The organism is Microbacterium sp. Leaf179 (assembly GCF_001423785.1).
Lineage (GTDB): Bacteria > Actinomycetota > Actinomycetes > Actinomycetales > Microbacteriaceae > Microbacterium.
On sequence record NZ_LMPH01000001.1, the window covers coordinates 284,696 to 301,310 of the forward strand.

Consider the following 16,615-nt stretch of genomic DNA (forward strand, 5'->3'; position numbering starts at 1 on the left):
GGCCCGCTCGGTGCGCCGGGAGGAGTCCTCCCTTCTGCTTCCTGCTTCCTCGCTGTGATTACAAGCGAAAGACATTCCATGACACGATCTGCCGCGCGTCGGCCCCTCGGAGCGGTAGCCGCCGTGGGCCTCATCGCGGGTCTGCTGGCGCTGGCGCCCACCGGCCCCGCCGCCGCCCTCCCCAACCCTCTGATCGGTGACGGCTCGGTGTACTCCGCCGACCCGGCCACCCTCGTCGTCGACGACACGCTCTACGTCTATGCGGGCCGCGACGAAGCGGGCCCGACGACGAACGACTTCATCATGAACGAGTGGCAGTCGTTCTCCACCACCGATGTCGACGCCGGCCAGTGGCAGCATCACCCCGCGCTGATGCGACCGGAACAGGTGTTCTCGTGGGCGACCCCCGGTCGCGCCTACGCCGGGCAGGTCGTGCAGGGCGCCGACGACCGCTTCTACTGGTACGTGCCCGTGCACGAAGCCGGGAGCACCTCCATCGACCCCTTCGGAATCGGTATCGCCGTCTCCGACACCCCCTCCGGTCCGTGGACCGACTACGCCGGCGGCCCGATCGTGTCGCAGAAGATCCTGGGCAACGACGCCCACAACATCGACCCCACCGTGTACGTCGCCGACGACGGTCGCGTCTGGATGTACTGGGGGAGCTTCAGCCGCCTGTTCGGGGTCGAAGTGGCATCCGACATGAAGACCCTCATCGGCACGCCGACTGAGATCCGCAGCGGCGTCGACGGCTTCTTCGAGGCCGCCTGGCTCTTCGAGCGCAAGGGAACGTACTACCTGGCCTATGCGGCGAACACCGCGGGTTCCGACAGCTGGTGCACCCCCGCGGTGTACCACGCCTGCATCGCCTACTCCACGGCGCCGACGCCGATGGGGCCGTGGACCTCGCAGGGCCGAGTGCTCGCACCGGTGTCGTCGACGACGAGCCACCCCGCCATCACCGAGTTCAAAGGCGAGTGGTACATGGCGTACCACACCGCCGATGCGGTCGGTGGGAATCACTTCCGCCGCTCGGTCGCCGTCGACAAGGTCGAGTGGGATGACTCGGTGACGCCCGCGCGGATGAAGCCGGTCGTGACCACGCCGACCCGCGACGAGGATGCCACCCCGTCGCAGAACGTGGCCCCGTGGGCAACGGCATCCGCGTCGAACGAGCCCATCCCCACCCAGTACTGGATCGCCGCCCTCAACGACGGAATCGTCCGACCCAACCCGCTGCCGCCGGACATGTGGGGCTCCTATGGGGAGGACCGCCCGGCGAGCCAGTGGCTCCAGTACGACTGGGCGGAGCCCGTTCGCATCGACCGCTCGTCGATCCAGTTCTGGAGCGACCGCGAGCCCGGTACCGGAGACGGTGTCTCAGCCCCCGCCTCGTGGTCGCTGCAGTACTGGGACCAGGGCCGATGGAACGACGTGCAGAACCCGAGCGGCTACCCGACGACGGTGCGCGAGCTGCACGAGGTGACTTTCACCCCGGTGACGACCACGCGCCTGCGGGCCGTGATGAACGCCGCGCCCGGCACGACCACACCCGCGAAATACTCCGCTCTCGCTGTCGAAGAGTGGTCGGTCGGCGCGGTCGCGGCCGAAGGCTATGAGCCGGCCACCACCAGTACGCTCGTCGGCGAATCGCCCGAGCTGCCCGACACCGTCGCCCTCGTCTACGGTGCTGATCGCGTGGCCGCGCCGGTGCGATGGGATGCCGTCGACCCGACGTCGTACGCTGCGACCGGCACGTTCACGGTGGCCGGAACCGCTCAGGGCTACGCCGCCGGACGCGTCGAGGCGACCGTGACGGTCGTCGGCGCCGACAGCTGGCGCACCAACCTCGCCCCGACCGCCACGGCTGCGGCCGACTTCACAGCCGGGTGGAACTCGCTCGCGGCCCTGAACGACGGGACCGTGCTGTACGAGGGCGGCGACGCTGCTCAGGTGTGGGCCACGTGGGATGGCGATCGACCGGAGAGCCGCAACGTCGGGTACACGTGGGCCACGCCCGTGACCGTCGACTCGGTGACCGCGCACTTCTGGAGCGATGTCGCCGAGACGACGGGCGCCGGAGACGGAGTGGCCGTTCCTGCGCGGTGGCGCGTCGAGGCGCTCGCCGACGGCGTGTGGACCCCCGTTGCCGGCGACACTGGATACCCCGTCGAACGAACGGCGCCCAGCCGCGTCTCGTTCACCCCGGTGACGACCACCGGCATCCGTCTGGTGCTCGTGGCGCAGACGGACGGCGCAACGAACGCGGCGGTGGGCCTGTCGGAGCTCGAGGTGTTCGGCGAGCCCGTCGACGCGACCGCTCCTGAGGTCGCGGTCGAGCTGCGCGGGCCGAAGGGCGCCGGCGATTGGTACGTCGGGCCCGTGACCGCGCGCGTCACCGCCACCGACGACCGCGACATGCGCTCGCGCATCTCGGTGGGTGTCGACGACGGCCCCCTGACGGACACCGCCGACGTGCGCCGCGTCGACACCGTCGTCAACGACGACGGTGCTCACACCGTCGTCGCGCGGGCGACGGATGCCGCCGGCAACGTCTCCGCCGACGCCACCGCCGCGTTCCGTATCGACGCGACGGCCCCCCAGGTGACCGCGCACCTCGACGCCGATGCGCGCACCGTCTCGGCGACGGCGACCGATACAGGCTCCGGTCTCGCGGGACTGGAGTACGCGATCGACGAGCCCACGATCTGGACGCCGGTCACGGGCGCCGTGGCGGCGCCCAGTCTGGAGCGGCACGTCGTGTACGTGCGGGCCACGGACGCGGCGGGCAACGTCTCGGTGCCGACCGCGACCACCATCCCTCGCTCGCCCGATGCTCCGATGACCGGCAACGTGGCCCGCTACGCCACGCCGACCGCGTCGTCGGCTTCGGGCTGGGCACCGGTCACCAACGTCAACGACGGGTCGACCTCGACCGGCTGGGGCACCTGGCCACAGGTCGGGGAGCAGTGGGTGCAGCTCAGCTGGGACCGCCCGGTGCGGCTGGATCGCGCGGGAGTGCAGTTCGGCCGGGATGCCGCCGACGCGGCGAACGCCGGACTGATCCCGCCGCGGTCGTGGGTGCTGCAGTACCGCGATGCCGCCGGCGCCTGGCACGACGTCGACACCGACGACACCTATGGCCGCTCGTCGGACGCCGCGAACGAGGTCGCCTTCGAGGCGGTCGAGACGACGGCGCTGCGTGCGCTCATGCAGTCGTGGGGTGCGCAGGAGGGCCAGGGCTCGGCCGGCATCCAGGAGTTCGATGTCTGGGCTGCCGAGGCACCCGTCGGTGACATCCTCGCCCCCACGCTGACGTTCGCCACGGCGGACGAGCCGAACGACGCGGGCTGGTTCCGTGCGCCGGTGGCTCTGCGTGCCATGGCGGTCGACGACACCGATCCCGCGCCGGTGGTGCGGGTGCGTGTCGACGGCGGGGACTGGCAGACCTGGAACGCCGCGTTCCGCGTGAGCGGCGACGGCATCCATCAGGTCGAGGCCGAGGCCGTCGACGCCGCGATGAACGTCTCGGCGCGCAGCGTCGTGACGGTGCGACTGGACACCGCCGCGCCGCGGGTGAGTTCGACCATCTCGACCGTCGCGGACGGCTTCGTCGTGGAGCTCGCGGCCGTCGACGACGGCTCGGGGGTCGCTGCGGTCGAGCGCAAGGTCGACGGTTCCTGGCGTCCCGTCGCCGCGGGGCTGGTCGCCCTCCCATCCGGCGGCGGCGCCGTCGACGTGAGTTACCGGGCGATCGACGTCGCCGGGAACGCCTCGGCGGAGCAGACGACACGCGTTGAGACCGGCTCGGCCCCCGATCCGACCGACCCCGACCCGACCGACCCCGACCCGCAACCCGCGACCGTCACCCTCGGCGGCTCGACGGTGTCGGCGGGGGCCGGCCTGGCGATGACGGGCACGGGCTTCGGCGCCGGGGAGCTCGTCACGGTGAGCTGGAGCGCCGGCGGGACGCTCGGATCGTTGCGAGCGGATGCCGCGGGTGCTGTGCGCGGCACGGTGACGATCCCCGCCGCCACGGCCGCGGGTGACCGCACGGTCGTCCTCCGGGGTGACACCTCCGGTCGCGAAGCGTCCGCTGCAGTGCGCGTCATCGCGTCCGGCATCGCCGCACCGCCGTCGGTAGGCGGCCCGGCAACGGGTGCTCCGTCGGTGGGCAGCCCGTCATCCGGTGCACTCCCGCTCACCGGCACCACGGTCCCGGTGGCAGCGCTCCTGTGCGGCGTATCGATTCTGGCCGTCGGCATCGCTGTGCGCCGCATCCGTCGCCGCACGCCGTGAGCGGAGCCCGCCGGGGTCCCCTACGGGTCCCGGCGGGCTCCCGCTTCCATCCCCTCAAAGAAGAGAGATCCGATGAACCGCTTCCCGCCCTGCGCCCTCACCCGGCGCGCACTGCTCGGCTCGAGTGTCGTGGGCGGTCTGCTCGCCGCGTCCGGTGCCCTCACGGCGCCCGCGGCGACCGCCGCCGCCCCGTCGGCATCCGCCTTCCGCCTGCCGGGGTTGCGGCATTCGTCCGCGGTCGTCCGGGCGGCGACGCGCGAGGTCGTTCCGGATGCCTGGGCAGTGCAGCCGTTCCCGCTGAGCGCGGTGACCCTTGGACGGAGCGTCTTCACACGTGCGCAGAAGCAGGCGCTCATCCTGAACCGCGCGTACTCCGTCGACGCCCTGCTCGCGGTGTTCCGCCGCAACGCAGGGCTGGACACGCGCGGCGCCACGCCGCCGGGAGGATGGGAGGAGTTCGGCCCCGCCCCGGATGACCAGCGCTGGGGGCCGTCGGAGTACCGCGCGGGTCAGAACGCGCGGGGCGCCGGCGGACTGCTGCGAGGCCACTTCGCCGGGCACTTCCTCAGCGGCCTCTCGATGGCGTACGCGTCGACGGGGGAAGGCGCGCTCGCGCAGAAGGTCGGCGCATTCGTCGCCGGGCTCGAAGAATGCCGGGCCGCGTTGGCCGCGCAGAAGGTCGGCACGGCGTCACGGTACTCGCACCCGGGCTTTCTCTCCGCATACGGGGAGTGGCAGTTCTCGGCCCTCGAGAACTACGCGCCCTACGGCGAGATCTGGGCGCCGTACTACACGCTGCACAAGATCATGGCGGGGCTGCTCGACGCGCATGCCTACACCGGCAACACGCTCGCACTTTCGCTGGCCGAGGGGATCGCCCACTGGGTGTACTCCCGCCTGTCGAAGTGCACCCCCGCGCAGAGACAGAAGATGTGGTCGCTCTACATCGCGGGTGAATGCGGCGGCATGAACGACGTGCTCGTCGAGCTCTACTGGCGCTCCGCCGACTCGGCCCGCGACGAGTTCCTGCAGGCGGCGAAGCTGTTCACCTACGACACCCTGGTCGACGCCTGCGCGGACAACCGCGACACGCTCGACGGTCGACACGCCAACCAGTACATCCCCACCTTCTCGGGGTACTTGAAGCTCTACGACCAGACCGGTGAGGAGCGTTACCGCACGGCCGTGACGAACCTGTTCGGCATGGTCGTTCCGGGCCGAGCCTACGCCCACGGCGGCACCGGCGAGGGCGAGCTGTGGGGCCCGGCCGACGCGGTCGCCGGCGATATCGGCAAGCGCAACGCCGAGTCGTGCGCCGCCTACAACATGCTCAAGATCGCGCGCTCGCTGTTCCTGCACGACCAGAACCCGGCCTACATGGACTATTACGAGCGCACGGTGCTCAACCACATCCTCGGCGGGCGCCGCGACGCCGAGTCGACCATCAGCCCGGAGAACTGCTACATGTTCCCGGTCAACCCCGGTACCCGCAAGGAGTACGGCGACGGCAACATCGGCACGTGCTGCGGCGGCACGGCCCTCGAGAGCCACGTGAAGTACCAGGACACGATCTACTTCCGTGCGAAGGCGGGAGACGCCCTCTATGTCAACCTGTACATCGCCTCGACCCTCGACTGGAGCGACAAGGGCGTGACTCTGGTGCAGACGTCGTCCTACCCCGAGGCCGACACGTCGACTCTCGAATTCACACGCGCGCCGGCCGGACCGTTCACCCTGCACGTGCGCATCCCGGCCTGGGGTCGGGGATCGACCGTCAGCGTCAACGGCGAACAGACGACGACGGAGGCGAAGCCGGGCACCTACGTGGCCCTGACGCGATCCTGGGCGAAGGGCGACAAGGTCGCCGTCACCATCCCGCTCAGCCTGCGGACCGAGCCGACTCCCGACCGTCGCGACATCCAGGCTCTCGTCTATGGTCCCGTCGTCCTGACGGCCATCGACTCCTCGACGCGTTACGCCGCGCTGGCACTGTCGTCACGGGCGGCGCTCGACGGCTCCATCCGCCGCGGCGTCACGCAACTACCCGGCAACGTCTTCGTGATCGACGATCGCACGTTCGAGCCGGCCTACTCGGGCAAGGACGTGGCCTACCACATGTACTTCCAGCGATCCGAGCCCACCGTCGCCTTCGCCGGCGTCGACTCGCGGGTGCGCAACCCCACCCGCGGTCAAGACGGCCCAAGCCTGCTCGAGGAGGTGTGGGCGAGGGCGCCGTTCGCCGATCGGACGGCCTTCCTGGATGCCGTGCGGTCGGTGTCGAGATCCTTCACCGAAGCGAATCTGCTCACCGCTCGCGACCGCCAGAAGGTGTTGCTCGCGGCCGGCCGAGCCCCGATCGACGCGTGAGAACGACAGGGCCCACCATGCGCACTCCACTCTTCATCTCCCGAACAGCCGCGGGCTTCGTCGCCGTCGCCCTGGCCCTCTCGGCGTCGTCGATCGCACCGTCGTCCGTCGCCGCCGAGGGCTCTGGGAACATCGCCGTGTCCAGCGGCGAGCACGCTCCCGACGTCGCGGTCAGCTACGTGCCGGCCTGGAACTCCGCCAGCGCCCTCAACGATGGGGCGTCCGCCCCCACCGACGACCTGGGCGCGATGTGGGGGACGTGGGGCGCCGACCCGGTGCCCGATGCCGACGTCGCCACCTATTCGTGGGACCTACCGGTGACGGTGTCGGCATCCACTCTCTTCCTCTGGCAGAACGCCGGTGTCGGCGATGGCGGCGTGCGGATCCCCGCCGCGTGGTCGCTGGAGTATCAGGATGCCGCCGGCGACTGGGAGCCCGTGCGCGGCGACGACGTCGCGTACCCGCTGCCCGATCTCGACCCGGCGCAGCCGCGCACGTCGCTGGCGCCCGTGGAGGTCGCCTTCGATGCCGTGACGACGCGGGCGCTGCGCCTCACCCTCGAGCGGCAGGTCGTCGACGGCGTCGCCCACGCGACGAGCGTCATCGAGTGGGAGGTCTCCGGCGTCGCGGCGCCCGACGAGCCCGATCCCGAGCCCGGCGACGGGTTCGTCGCGGCCGAGGACGTCGCCGTCCGTACCCTCACCGGCGTACTGCCGGCACTGCCGTCGCGCGTCTGGGTGATCGGTGCAGACACTCCCCTGCGCGAGAGGGCGGTGACCTGGGACGCTGTGGCCCCCGCCGACGTCGCCCAGCCCGGCACCGTCACGGTGGCAGGACGGGTAAGCGGTTACGAGGGTCAGACAGTCGAGGCGACGGTGTTCGTCGCCGACGCACTCTCGCAGGCGATGACCTCCGTCGACTACACCTCGGTCGTCACCGCCCCGGGAGTGGCGCCCGTGCTGCCGGCGACCGTGCGTGCCGCCTACGACGACGGGACGGCCGCCAGTGGCATCCCCGTCACGTGGGATCCCATTGCACCGGAAGCCTATGCCGACGCCGAGGCGATGTTCGATGTGAACGGAAGCGTCGCGGGGTTCTCCGCGGGGGCGCTCGCCACCGTCTTCGTCGTGGCGCCCATCGATCAGACGATGCCTCTGGTGAGTATCGCCTTCGACGCGGCCCCCGAGGGGTCCGGCTGGTACGTCACCACCCCGAAGGCGACCGTGACGGCGCAGAGGACCGCGGCCGACATCGCCTCGATCGAGGTGAGTCTCGACGCAGGCGCGACCTGGAGGCCGTACACCGGTCCCGTTCCCGTCGACGGGCAGGGCGATGTCACCGTCCGCGCGCGCGCCACGGCCACCGACGGCGCCGTGGGCGAAGCCCGGGCGAGCGTGAAGATCGACAGCGTCGCTCCCGTCACCGCCGACGGGGTCGAGGTCGTCGACGGTGTCATTGCCGTCGTCACCCTCTCGTCGGCCGACGCCGAGCCCGGTTCCGGCCTCTCGCGTACGGTCTGGTCGGACGGACCGGATGCCGACCCTGCGGGTGCGTCGAACAACATGTACGCCACGTACGAGAAGCCGATCTCGATCGAGCTGACCGATGCCCCTCGCTTCGTGCACGTGCGATCGCAGGACGTGGCGGGCAACGAGGAGACCACCCGGACGATCACGCTCCCGTCCCGCATGCCGACGCCGACGCCGACGCCGACCGCTGAGCCGACGCCCACGCCGACGGGTACGTCCGTTCCGACGCCGACCCCCGCCCCCACGTCGACGGCCGGTCCCGCTCCGACGGTCGCCGTCTCGCCCCCTCCCTCGTCGTCCGTCACGACGCCCCCGGTCCCGCGGACTCCCTCGGGTACCTCCGCGGGCCTGGCGAACACCGGGGCCGGCGTGCCCGTGATCGCCCTCGGCGTCGGAGCGGGTGCACTCCTCGTCGGCCTCGTCCTCGTGCGGCGTCGCCGCCGAGCGTCAGGGCAGGACGATCACGCGTCGTCTCCCGGCAGCGGGGCCTCGTGACGGCCCGGCCGGTGCTCCGAGCGGCGGCGGAGGCGTCCGGCGCGGAGTTCCTGCCCGCCGCCGCGGATGAAGGCGGAGGCACTGCCAGCCGGAACTTCCGGGTGACCGCTCGCGATGCCGATCCCCGCGGCGAGAGTGTGGCGGGTGCCGACGCGCGGCTCGACCTGGATCGCGCGGGTGACGTGGGCACCGGGTCGGCGGACTCGTCGGCCCCCGCACTCGTCGGCCTCCGGACTCGGGGGGACGCCTGCGGCTGCCCGTTCGGAGACGGCGTCACTCGCTCGATCGGGGACGGCGGCCTCGGCGCTCGCCGTCGTGCGGGGAACCGGAGCGGTCACGGCAGGAGCCGCCGCGAGAGGAGTGGCCCGCTGGGGCCGACGGTCGACGACGAAGGAGGAAAAATGATGACGAGCATCGTGCTCTCCAGAGAAAGTTCGGTGGGCGAGTGGATGCGGGACCCTCAGTGGTCCGATTCGTTCCATGCCGTGATGGACGAGGCAGGTATGTCGAGGGAACGGCTTTCGAGCCTCACCGCCCTCTCGCTGCATCAACTCATCGTCCTCAGCCAGGGCAGGATGTCGACGCCGCTGGTGGAGTGGTTCCTCGCCGAGATCGACAGCCGACAGCGCGCGCACGCTCGCTTCATGCTGCGTCCGTCCGAGCTCCCCGCCCTTCCCTGAGGTGTCGGGGTGAGCGGAACGCTCGCTCTCTCGGTATCCCGGGGCGGGAATACGGTCGTGCTTCACGATCGACGGCACCGAGGCGGCCGCGCCTGCTGTCAGAGGGTGCCGAAGCGGCCCGGCTGCGCGCCTTCCACGGTTTGCGTGCTCGACACCGGCGAAGCGCCCCTTCAGGGGGTGGCGGAGTTCAGCTGAGGGCTACTTCTTGGCATCCTGACGCGGGATGACGATCTGCTTGATGATGAGCAGCACCGAGGCCGTGACCGGGATCGCGACCAGCGCACCGAGGAGCCCCAGGAGGGTGCCGCCGACGAGCGCGCCGATCACCACGAGGGAGCCGGGAACCGAGATGGTGCGGTTCATCACGCGGGGGGTGAGGAGATATGCCTCGACTTGCATGTAGACGAGGTACACGATCGCGAAGATGAGGCCGGCGCTCGGGCTGACGATGAGCGTGAAGACCGTGGCGGTCGCCCAGAAGAGCACCGAGCCGACGAGCGGGATGAGCGTGATCCCGAAGGCGAGGGCCGCCAGCAGCGCGGCGAAGGGCTGCTGCAGGATCGTCAGCACGATGAACGCGAAGACGGCGTTGCACAGCGCCAGCACGACCATGCCCGCGAGGTACCCGCCGACCGAGTCGGTGATCTGACCCGTCATGTCCGAGACCGTCGCGCGGCTGCGCGCGGGCGTCAGACGCACGAGGCTGTTCTTCATCTTGGGCAGGGACGCGAGGAAGTACAGGCTCAGCACCAGCACGATGATCGCTCCCGAGACGAACGTGCCGATGGTGATGCCGACCTGCAGAAGACCGCCGCCGATCGCCGCGATGTTCGTGGGGTTGGTGGCGAAGCCCTGCACCTCTTTGAGCACGTCGCCCAGGCTGTCGCCGAAGTTCGACTCGACCCAGTGCACGGCGTCGCTGTCGATGAGGTCGTTGACGAAGTTCGGGATGTCGCGGACGAACTGCTCGACCTGACGGACGACGGGCGGGATCAGCAACCACAGGGCGCCGGCGAGGATGACGGCGAGGCCGCCGAACACGATGACGATCGACCACGCGCGCGACAGGCCGCGGCGCACCAGCAGGCGCACGAGGGGGTCGAGGGCGAGGGCCACGAAGAGGGCGATCGCGATGTAGATGAGCACCGTGGAGATGTTCGAGAGCGCAGCACCCAGCAGGAGCGCGGTGAGACCGCCGAGGGTGAGGAAGAAGCCGGCGGCGTAGGGGCGCGAGACCGCGGACCAGACCGGCTTGTCGCGGGAGGTGGGGGTCCCCGCCTCGGCGCCCTCGGAGGTGGGGTCGGGGCGCGTCGATCGGCTCATGCTCAACACTGTAAGGGTCTGCGGGGAGCGCGTTACGTCGACCCTCGCGCGCGGTATCCTCGGAGCGATCTGGGAGGACATATGACCGACGCCGACCCCACCACGATCCTGCAGGGCCTGCGGGGCAGCATCGACAACATCGACGCCGCGCTGATCTTCCTGCTCGCCGAGCGATTCCGCTGCACCAAGCAGGTGGGTGTGCTCAAGGCCCAGCACGGCATGCCGGCGTCCGATCCCTCTCGCGAAGAGCAGCAGATCGCCCGGCTCATGCGGTTGGCGGAAGACGCCGACCTCGACCCCGCGTTCGCCGAGAAGTGGTTCAACTTCGTCGTCGCCGAGGTCATCCGTCACCACCGGTCCGCCGCCGCGCACCCCGGGACCGACTGAGCGGTAGTCGCCTCGGCGCGACGGTTTCGGGATGCCGGAACGCCTCCGCCGACGTTGTGCGACACGCCCGGGCTCGCATTCGGGGATGCCCGCGGGGGAGAGCCCGGGAAGCATCGGGCACGCGCACGCGCGTGCCACGGGGTGCGCGAGAGCGCAACACCGCGGGCGATTTGCCAGCCGATCCATCACCGTGAAACCTTGGTGGAGGCCCGAATTCGGGCCGCCCACCCGACCAGTCCGCGGTCGCCGGTGACGACTCGGGGGAGTCGACGCCGCGAGCGTACGGTCGGCGGCCTGGGCGTCGGATCCGACATTCGACGCCGACGCACTCCACCCCCCGAAGAGTGCTGACGGCTGCCACCCGGGCGTGACCGCTGCGGCCACCCGAGGCCGCTGAGGTGCACACAGTGACCCATCCGCCTGCGTTCGAGGCGCCTGCCCTCGCGGCGAAGAACCTGTTCAAGGTCTTCGGCCGCGCCCCCCAGGCTGCCGTCGACAAGCTCCGCTCCGGCGCCCGTCGCGACGAGATCGCCGACCACGGGACCGCCGCCGTCATCGACGCGAGCTTCGAGGTCCACCCCGGTGAGATCTTCGTCATCATGGGGCTCTCCGGCTCCGGCAAGTCCACCATCATCCGCATGCTGAACGGCCTCCACGAGGCAAGCGCCGGCACCGTCGAGGTGCAGGGCGACCCCCTCACGGGCGTCGGCACCGCGCGACTCCGGTCGCTGCGGCGCGATCGTCTCGCGATGGTGTTCCAGCACTTCGCGCTCCTGCCGCACCGGACGGTCGCGGCCAACGTGGCCTACCCGCTCGAGATCCGCGGCGTCGGCAAGACCGAGCGCCTCGCCAAGGCCGACGAGATCCTCGCCCTCGTCGGACTCGAGGGGTGGGGCGACAAGCTCCCCTCCGCGCTGTCGGGCGGTATGCAGCAGCGCGTCGGCATCGCCCGCGCTCTCGCCGCCGACACCGACATCCTCCTCATGGACGAGGCCTTCAGTGCCCTCGATCCCCTGATCCGTCGCGAGATGCAGGAGCAGCTGCTCGAACTGCAGCGGACGCTGAAGAAGACGATCGTCTTCATCACCCACGACCTCAACGAGGCCATGTTCCTCGGCGACCGCATCGCGGTCATGCGCGACGGGCGCATCGTGCAGATCGGCACCCCCGAAGACATCCTCACCGACCCGGCCAACGACTACGTCGAGCAGTTCGTGCAGGACGTCGACCGCGCCCGCGTGCTCACGGCCGGCAACGTCATGGAACGTCCCCGACCGCGCGTCGACGCGTCGGCCGGCCCCCGTACGGCGCTGCGCCAGATGCGCGACGCGTACATGTCGGCCGCCTACGTCACCGACCGCGACCGCAAGCCGCTCGGCATCATCACCGACCGCGACGCCATCAAGCTCGTGCGCGCGGGAGAGAACTCGCTGCTCGGCCGGCTCCGGCCCCTGCCGCAGAGCGTGCGCGAAGAGGACGTGCTCATGAACCTCTTCGTTCCGTCGGTCGAGTCGCCGCTGCCGCTGGCCGTGCTCGACGCCGAAGGACGCCTGGCCGGCGTCATCCCGCGCGTCACCCTGTTGGCCGCTCTCGGCCCCGGCCCCACCGCCACCGAGGAGATCACCGTGCTTCCGAACCCGCTTCCGTCGGCAGAGATCGACGCGGTGCTCGACGCGACCTCCGCCGACCCCGGGGTCCCGGCATCCGAGACCGGAGGGATGCGCTGATGGATGGTTTCCGCATTCCGGTCGGCCAGTGGGTCGACGCCGGCGTGGACTGGCTCCGCGACAACCTCTCGGGTCTCTTCGACGTCATCGCCGTGACCGTGCGCTTTCTCGTCGGGGGCCTCAGCGACGTGCTGCTGGCCGCCCCGATCATCGTCGTGATCGTGATCGCGGCACTGCTGGCGTGGCTCCTGCGCTCGTGGAAGCTCGCCCTCGGCACGGTGATCGGCTTCGCCCTCATCCTGGGCATGGGGCAGTGGGTCACGGCGATGCAGACCCTGGCGCTCGTGCTCGTGGCGACGATCGTGGCCGTGGCGATCTCGGTGCCGCTCGGCATCTGGTCGGCGCGCAATCCCACCGTGCGCGCCGTCATGAAGCCGATCCTCGACTTCATGCAGACGATGCCCGCCTTCGTCTACCTGATCCCCGCGATCACGTTCTTCAGCATCGGGGTGGTACCCGGTGTCGTCTCGACCGTCATCTTCGCGCTGCCCCCGGGCGTGCGTCTGACCGAGCTCGGCATCCGCGGGGTCGACTCCGAGACCGTGGAGGCCGGGCACGCGTTCGGCGCGACACCCGGACAGATCCTGCGCGGCATCCAACTGCCGCTCGCGATGCCCACCATCATGGCGGGCGTCAACCAGGTCATCATGCTTGCCCTGTCGATGGCGGTCGTCGCCGGCATCGTCGGCGCCGACGGCCTGGGCAAGGAGGTCGTGCAGTCAATCTCGACGGTCAACCTGCCCAAGGGCGTCGAGGCGGGCCTCAGCGTGGTCGTGCTGGCGGTGTACCTCGACCGCCTCACCGCCGCCCTCGGCAACCGAGCCGACAACGCCTCGTCGCTGCTCGCGGCGCTGGGCCGACGTCGCGCCCCTGCCGCCCCCGCCTCCCCCACCCCCTCGTGAGTCCTGGCACCTCACGCGCGCGCACACACGGAAACGCATACGAAAAGGAAGAGAACACAGCGATGAACAAGCGACACCTCACCACCACCCTGGCCCTCGGGGCCGTCAGCGCCCTCGCGCTCGCCGGCTGCGCGAGCGGCAACCAGGCCGAGGGCGGAGACGGCGGCGGCGGCGACAAGGGCACGATCACGCTCGGGTTCCTGCCGTCGTGGACCGACGGTCTCAGCACCGCCTACCTGCTCGAGGACCAGCTCGAGAAGCTCGGCTACACCGTCGAGATGCAGACCCTCACCGAGGCGGGCCCGCTCTACGCCGGCCTCGCCCAGGGCGACGTCGACATCTACCCGTCGGCGTGGCCCGAGCTGACGCACGCCGACTACATGAACACCTACGGCGACAAGATCGAAGACCTCGGCGCGTACTACGACAACGCCAAGCTCACGATCGCGGTGCCCAGCTACGTCGACATCGACTCGATCGAGCAGCTGCAGGCCAACGCCGACCGCTTCGAGGGGCGCATCTACGGCATCGAGCCGGGTGCCGGCCTCACGAAGCAGACGCAGGAGACCATGCTGCCCGGCTACGGCCTCGACGGCGACTTCGAACTCGTCACCTCGTCGACCGCGGCGATGCTCACCGAGCTCGACAACGCCATCGCGGCGCAGAAGGACATCGCGGTCACCCTGTGGCGTCCCTTCTGGGCGAACGACGCCTACGACGTGAAGGACCTCGAGGACCCCCAGGGTCTGATGGGCGACCCCGAGGCGCTGCACTTCCTCGCCACCTCCGGCTTCGCCGAGAAGTACCCGGATGCCGCCGAGCTCATCGCCGGCATCCAGCTCGACGACGAGCAGTACGGCTCGCTCGAAGACCTCGTGGTCAACGAGTACGGCGAGGGCAAGGAGCCCGAGGCCGTGCAGGCGTGGCTCGAGCAGTACCCCGACGCGTTCCCGACGCAGCGCGACTGACATTTCTCACGCCAGAAGGGTCCCTCCGTGCGCGGAGGGACCCTTCTGGCGTCGGTCGCGCTCGCCGTCTCTCAGCGGACGACGACGGCGTCGTCGATGAAGGATCGCTCGAACACGAGAGCGAGGATCTGCCCGGCGACCTGCACGCCTACGACGGCGCCGACCACGACAACGACGGCCACCGCGATCGATCGAGCCGCTCGACCCCGGACCACGCACAGCGCCACTACGCCGAAGACGAGGGTCAGTATCTGGACGGTGAGCCTCCATTCGTCCGGCAGCGGCGCGGCCAGTGCGACGGTGGCTGCCGCGACAGCCCACCAGTGCAGAGAGGAAGCTCGCGATCTGGCCCGCGTGTGCGAAGGGATTGTCATGCCGAGTAGATTCGGCCATCGACCCGAGCAGGATTGCCCGCTTGCGTCGTGACCGTGTGCACTTTCGTGAACTGGAAGGGCAGGCCCTTCACGAAGACGCTGGCTTGGGTGCGCACATCGCAGGTCCCGCGTCCTTGAGAGATCCAGGATGTGGGCGACGAGCTCGCACTGATCACTCCTGATGCAGACCCCGTGCAGTTGATGTTCCGTGTGACTGAGCTGCCACGCGCCTCATACGTGTAACTCAGGCTGAAGGTGATGAACGTGACATTCCCGATCTTGACGTCCTGTCGGTTGTTCACCTGCAGCGTTCGGGTACCCGCTGCGGCCAGGGTGGTGAGGCGCCCACTGTCCGAGGGGGTGACAGGTAGCTGGCGAACGGTGGAGGTGGCCTCGGAATAGGTGAACAGTGTCGATGGGTCCGCGGCGCCCGCCTGCTGCTTCACTTCCGGAAGTGCGGCGAAGTACTGCTCGACCTGACGCTTACTCGCGGCTGAGAGCGCCAGATCATCGACGAACTCGTGGAAGGTGGACTCGGGGTCCGTCGCGCTGTCCGTCGCCGCAAGTGCCGCAGAGGTAGGCGCGAATGCGATGGCGAGGGCAAGGAACGCGGCTGAGATCGCCGATCGACGGTGCGTGCTCATGAATTGTCCTTTCGGCGCGAGCGCCGTGGGGTGGAACGACGTCGGTCAACGCCCACTTGTGAGGTAAACATGAGCATGCATACATGAAAAGATGAAATCTCACCGCATTCGGGTGAGTGGCGTCTTCGGCGCAACGGCGGCTCTTCTCGGCGAGACGGACCGCATCCCCGCCCGAGTCAGGCGATCGCGTGCGCCGTCGTGAAGCGGGTGACGAATCCCGGGTGGCCCGCGGGCATCGCCAGCACCGAGTCGGGCGTGCGGCCGGCGAGCTGGGGGAAGCCGGCGTCGGCGACGAGGTCGTCGTCGAGCACGTCGAGCTGCGCCTCGACCAGGGGCCACGGCTCGTGGCTGTTCGCGGCCCAGATCGTGCGGCCCAGGTGACGCTCGTGGAAGCCCCACCGCGCGATCAGGAACCGCGAGAGGGTGGTGTCCACCGTGTCGGTGCCGAGGGTGGCACGCACCTGGGTTCCCGGATGCCGCCCTCCGTGACGCCGCGAGCGGTACTCGATGCGCGCGCCGTCGGTGCGGACTCCGGCTCGAGCCCACCGGTAGGGCAGGCCGAACAGCGCGCGGGCTCCGAGGACGGGGGCCAGATGCTCGGCCTCGAGCGTGCGGAACACGACGCCGCGGCGGCCCTCGTCGTCGATCGCGTAGGTGCGCACGTTGATCTCGGTGAACGTGCCGACGAAGGGCACGGGCGGCAGGGGCAGGAAGCGGAAATCGCTGAGCACGAAGGGCACGAGCCCCACCCACGCGGAGCCGTCGTGCACGTCGGGACGGGTGCCGGCCGGAAGCAGCGGCGCGACGTCGGCCGGGTCCACCCGCCAGTGCACGAAGACGGCGCGGTTCCACCGCTGCGCGATGACGGCGCGTCCGGGCAGGTCGGGGGCATGGCGCTCGGTGATCACCGGCTCATTCTC

At 70.2% G+C, this 16,615-nt stretch carries 11 protein-coding genes; 8 read left to right on the forward strand and 3 right to left on the reverse strand.

Features of this window, described 5'->3' with window-relative positions:
- The first annotated feature begins 78 nt into the window (after nucleotides 1-78).
- From ASF96_RS16325 to ASF96_RS16650, 4 genes are all read left to right on the forward strand, one after another.
- Complete coding sequence (locus tag ASF96_RS16325) at nucleotides 79-4,299, forward strand: OmpL47-type beta-barrel domain-containing protein (RefSeq protein WP_082509219.1); 4,221 nt, start codon at nucleotides 79-81, stop codon at nucleotides 4,297-4,299.
- A 72-nt stretch (nucleotides 4,300-4,371) separates the two neighbouring features.
- On the forward strand, nucleotides 4,372-6,666 hold the full coding sequence (locus ASF96_RS01360; protein ID WP_055935274.1) for a beta-L-arabinofuranosidase domain-containing protein: 2,295 nt from the start codon (nucleotides 4,372-4,374) through the stop codon (nucleotides 6,664-6,666).
- A gap of 17 nt (nucleotides 6,667-6,683) precedes the next feature.
- A complete protein-coding gene (locus ASF96_RS01365) occupies nucleotides 6,684-8,690 on the forward strand; it encodes an Ig-like domain-containing protein (RefSeq protein ID WP_055935276.1) in 2,007 nt (668 codons plus the stop codon).
- 401 nt (nucleotides 8,691-9,091) lie between these two features.
- A complete protein-coding gene (locus ASF96_RS16650; RefSeq protein ID WP_156458671.1) occupies nucleotides 9,092-9,370 on the forward strand; it encodes a hypothetical protein in 279 nt (92 codons plus the stop codon).
- A gap of 198 nt (nucleotides 9,371-9,568) precedes the next feature.
- On the opposite strand, the gene ASF96_RS01375 is transcribed toward ASF96_RS16650, so the two are convergent.
- Nucleotides 9,569-10,693 (reverse strand): AI-2E family transporter, encoded by a 1,125-nt coding sequence (locus tag ASF96_RS01375; RefSeq protein ID WP_156458672.1) that lies wholly within the window; start codon nucleotides 10,691-10,693, stop codon nucleotides 9,569-9,571.
- Nucleotides 10,694-10,774: 81 nt separating this feature from the next.
- Between ASF96_RS01375 and ASF96_RS01380 the strand changes: the two genes are divergently transcribed.
- The 4 genes from ASF96_RS01380 to ASF96_RS01395 all read left to right on the forward strand — a co-directional run bounded on the left by ASF96_RS01380 (nucleotide 10,775) and on the right by ASF96_RS01395 (nucleotide 14,677).
- Nucleotides 10,775-11,080, forward strand: coding sequence for a chorismate mutase (locus tag ASF96_RS01380; RefSeq protein ID WP_055832214.1), 306 nt, complete (start codon nucleotides 10,775-10,777; stop codon nucleotides 11,078-11,080).
- A 407-nt stretch (nucleotides 11,081-11,487) separates the two neighbouring features.
- Nucleotides 11,488-12,807, forward strand: a complete 1,320-nt coding sequence (locus ASF96_RS01385; protein ID WP_055935280.1) for a quaternary amine ABC transporter ATP-binding protein — start codon at nucleotides 11,488-11,490, stop codon at nucleotides 12,805-12,807.
- The gene (locus ASF96_RS01390; protein WP_055935282.1) at nucleotides 12,807-13,709 is read left to right on the forward strand and encodes an ABC transporter permease; all 903 of its coding nucleotides are present in this window, start codon (nucleotides 12,807-12,809) and stop codon (nucleotides 13,707-13,709) included. The genes ASF96_RS01385 and ASF96_RS01390 overlap by 1 nt, the downstream gene beginning before the upstream one ends.
- Before the next feature lie 62 nt (nucleotides 13,710-13,771).
- Nucleotides 13,772-14,677: a glycine betaine ABC transporter substrate-binding protein gene (locus ASF96_RS01395; protein WP_055832208.1), complete on the forward strand. Its 906-nt coding sequence runs from the start codon at nucleotides 13,772-13,774 to the stop codon at nucleotides 14,675-14,677.
- Nucleotides 14,678-15,047: 370 nt separating this feature from the next.
- Here ASF96_RS01395 and ASF96_RS01400 read toward each other — a convergent pair whose 3' ends face one another.
- Nucleotides 15,048-15,695: a hypothetical protein gene (locus ASF96_RS01400; RefSeq protein ID WP_055935284.1), complete on the reverse strand. Its 648-nt coding sequence runs from the start codon at nucleotides 15,693-15,695 to the stop codon at nucleotides 15,048-15,050.
- A gap of 176 nt (nucleotides 15,696-15,871) precedes the next feature.
- On the reverse strand, nucleotides 15,872-16,603 hold the full coding sequence (locus ASF96_RS01405) for a YqjF family protein (RefSeq protein ID WP_055935286.1): 732 nt from the start codon (nucleotides 16,601-16,603) through the stop codon (nucleotides 15,872-15,874).
- Nucleotides 16,604-16,615: the final 12 nt, after the last annotated feature.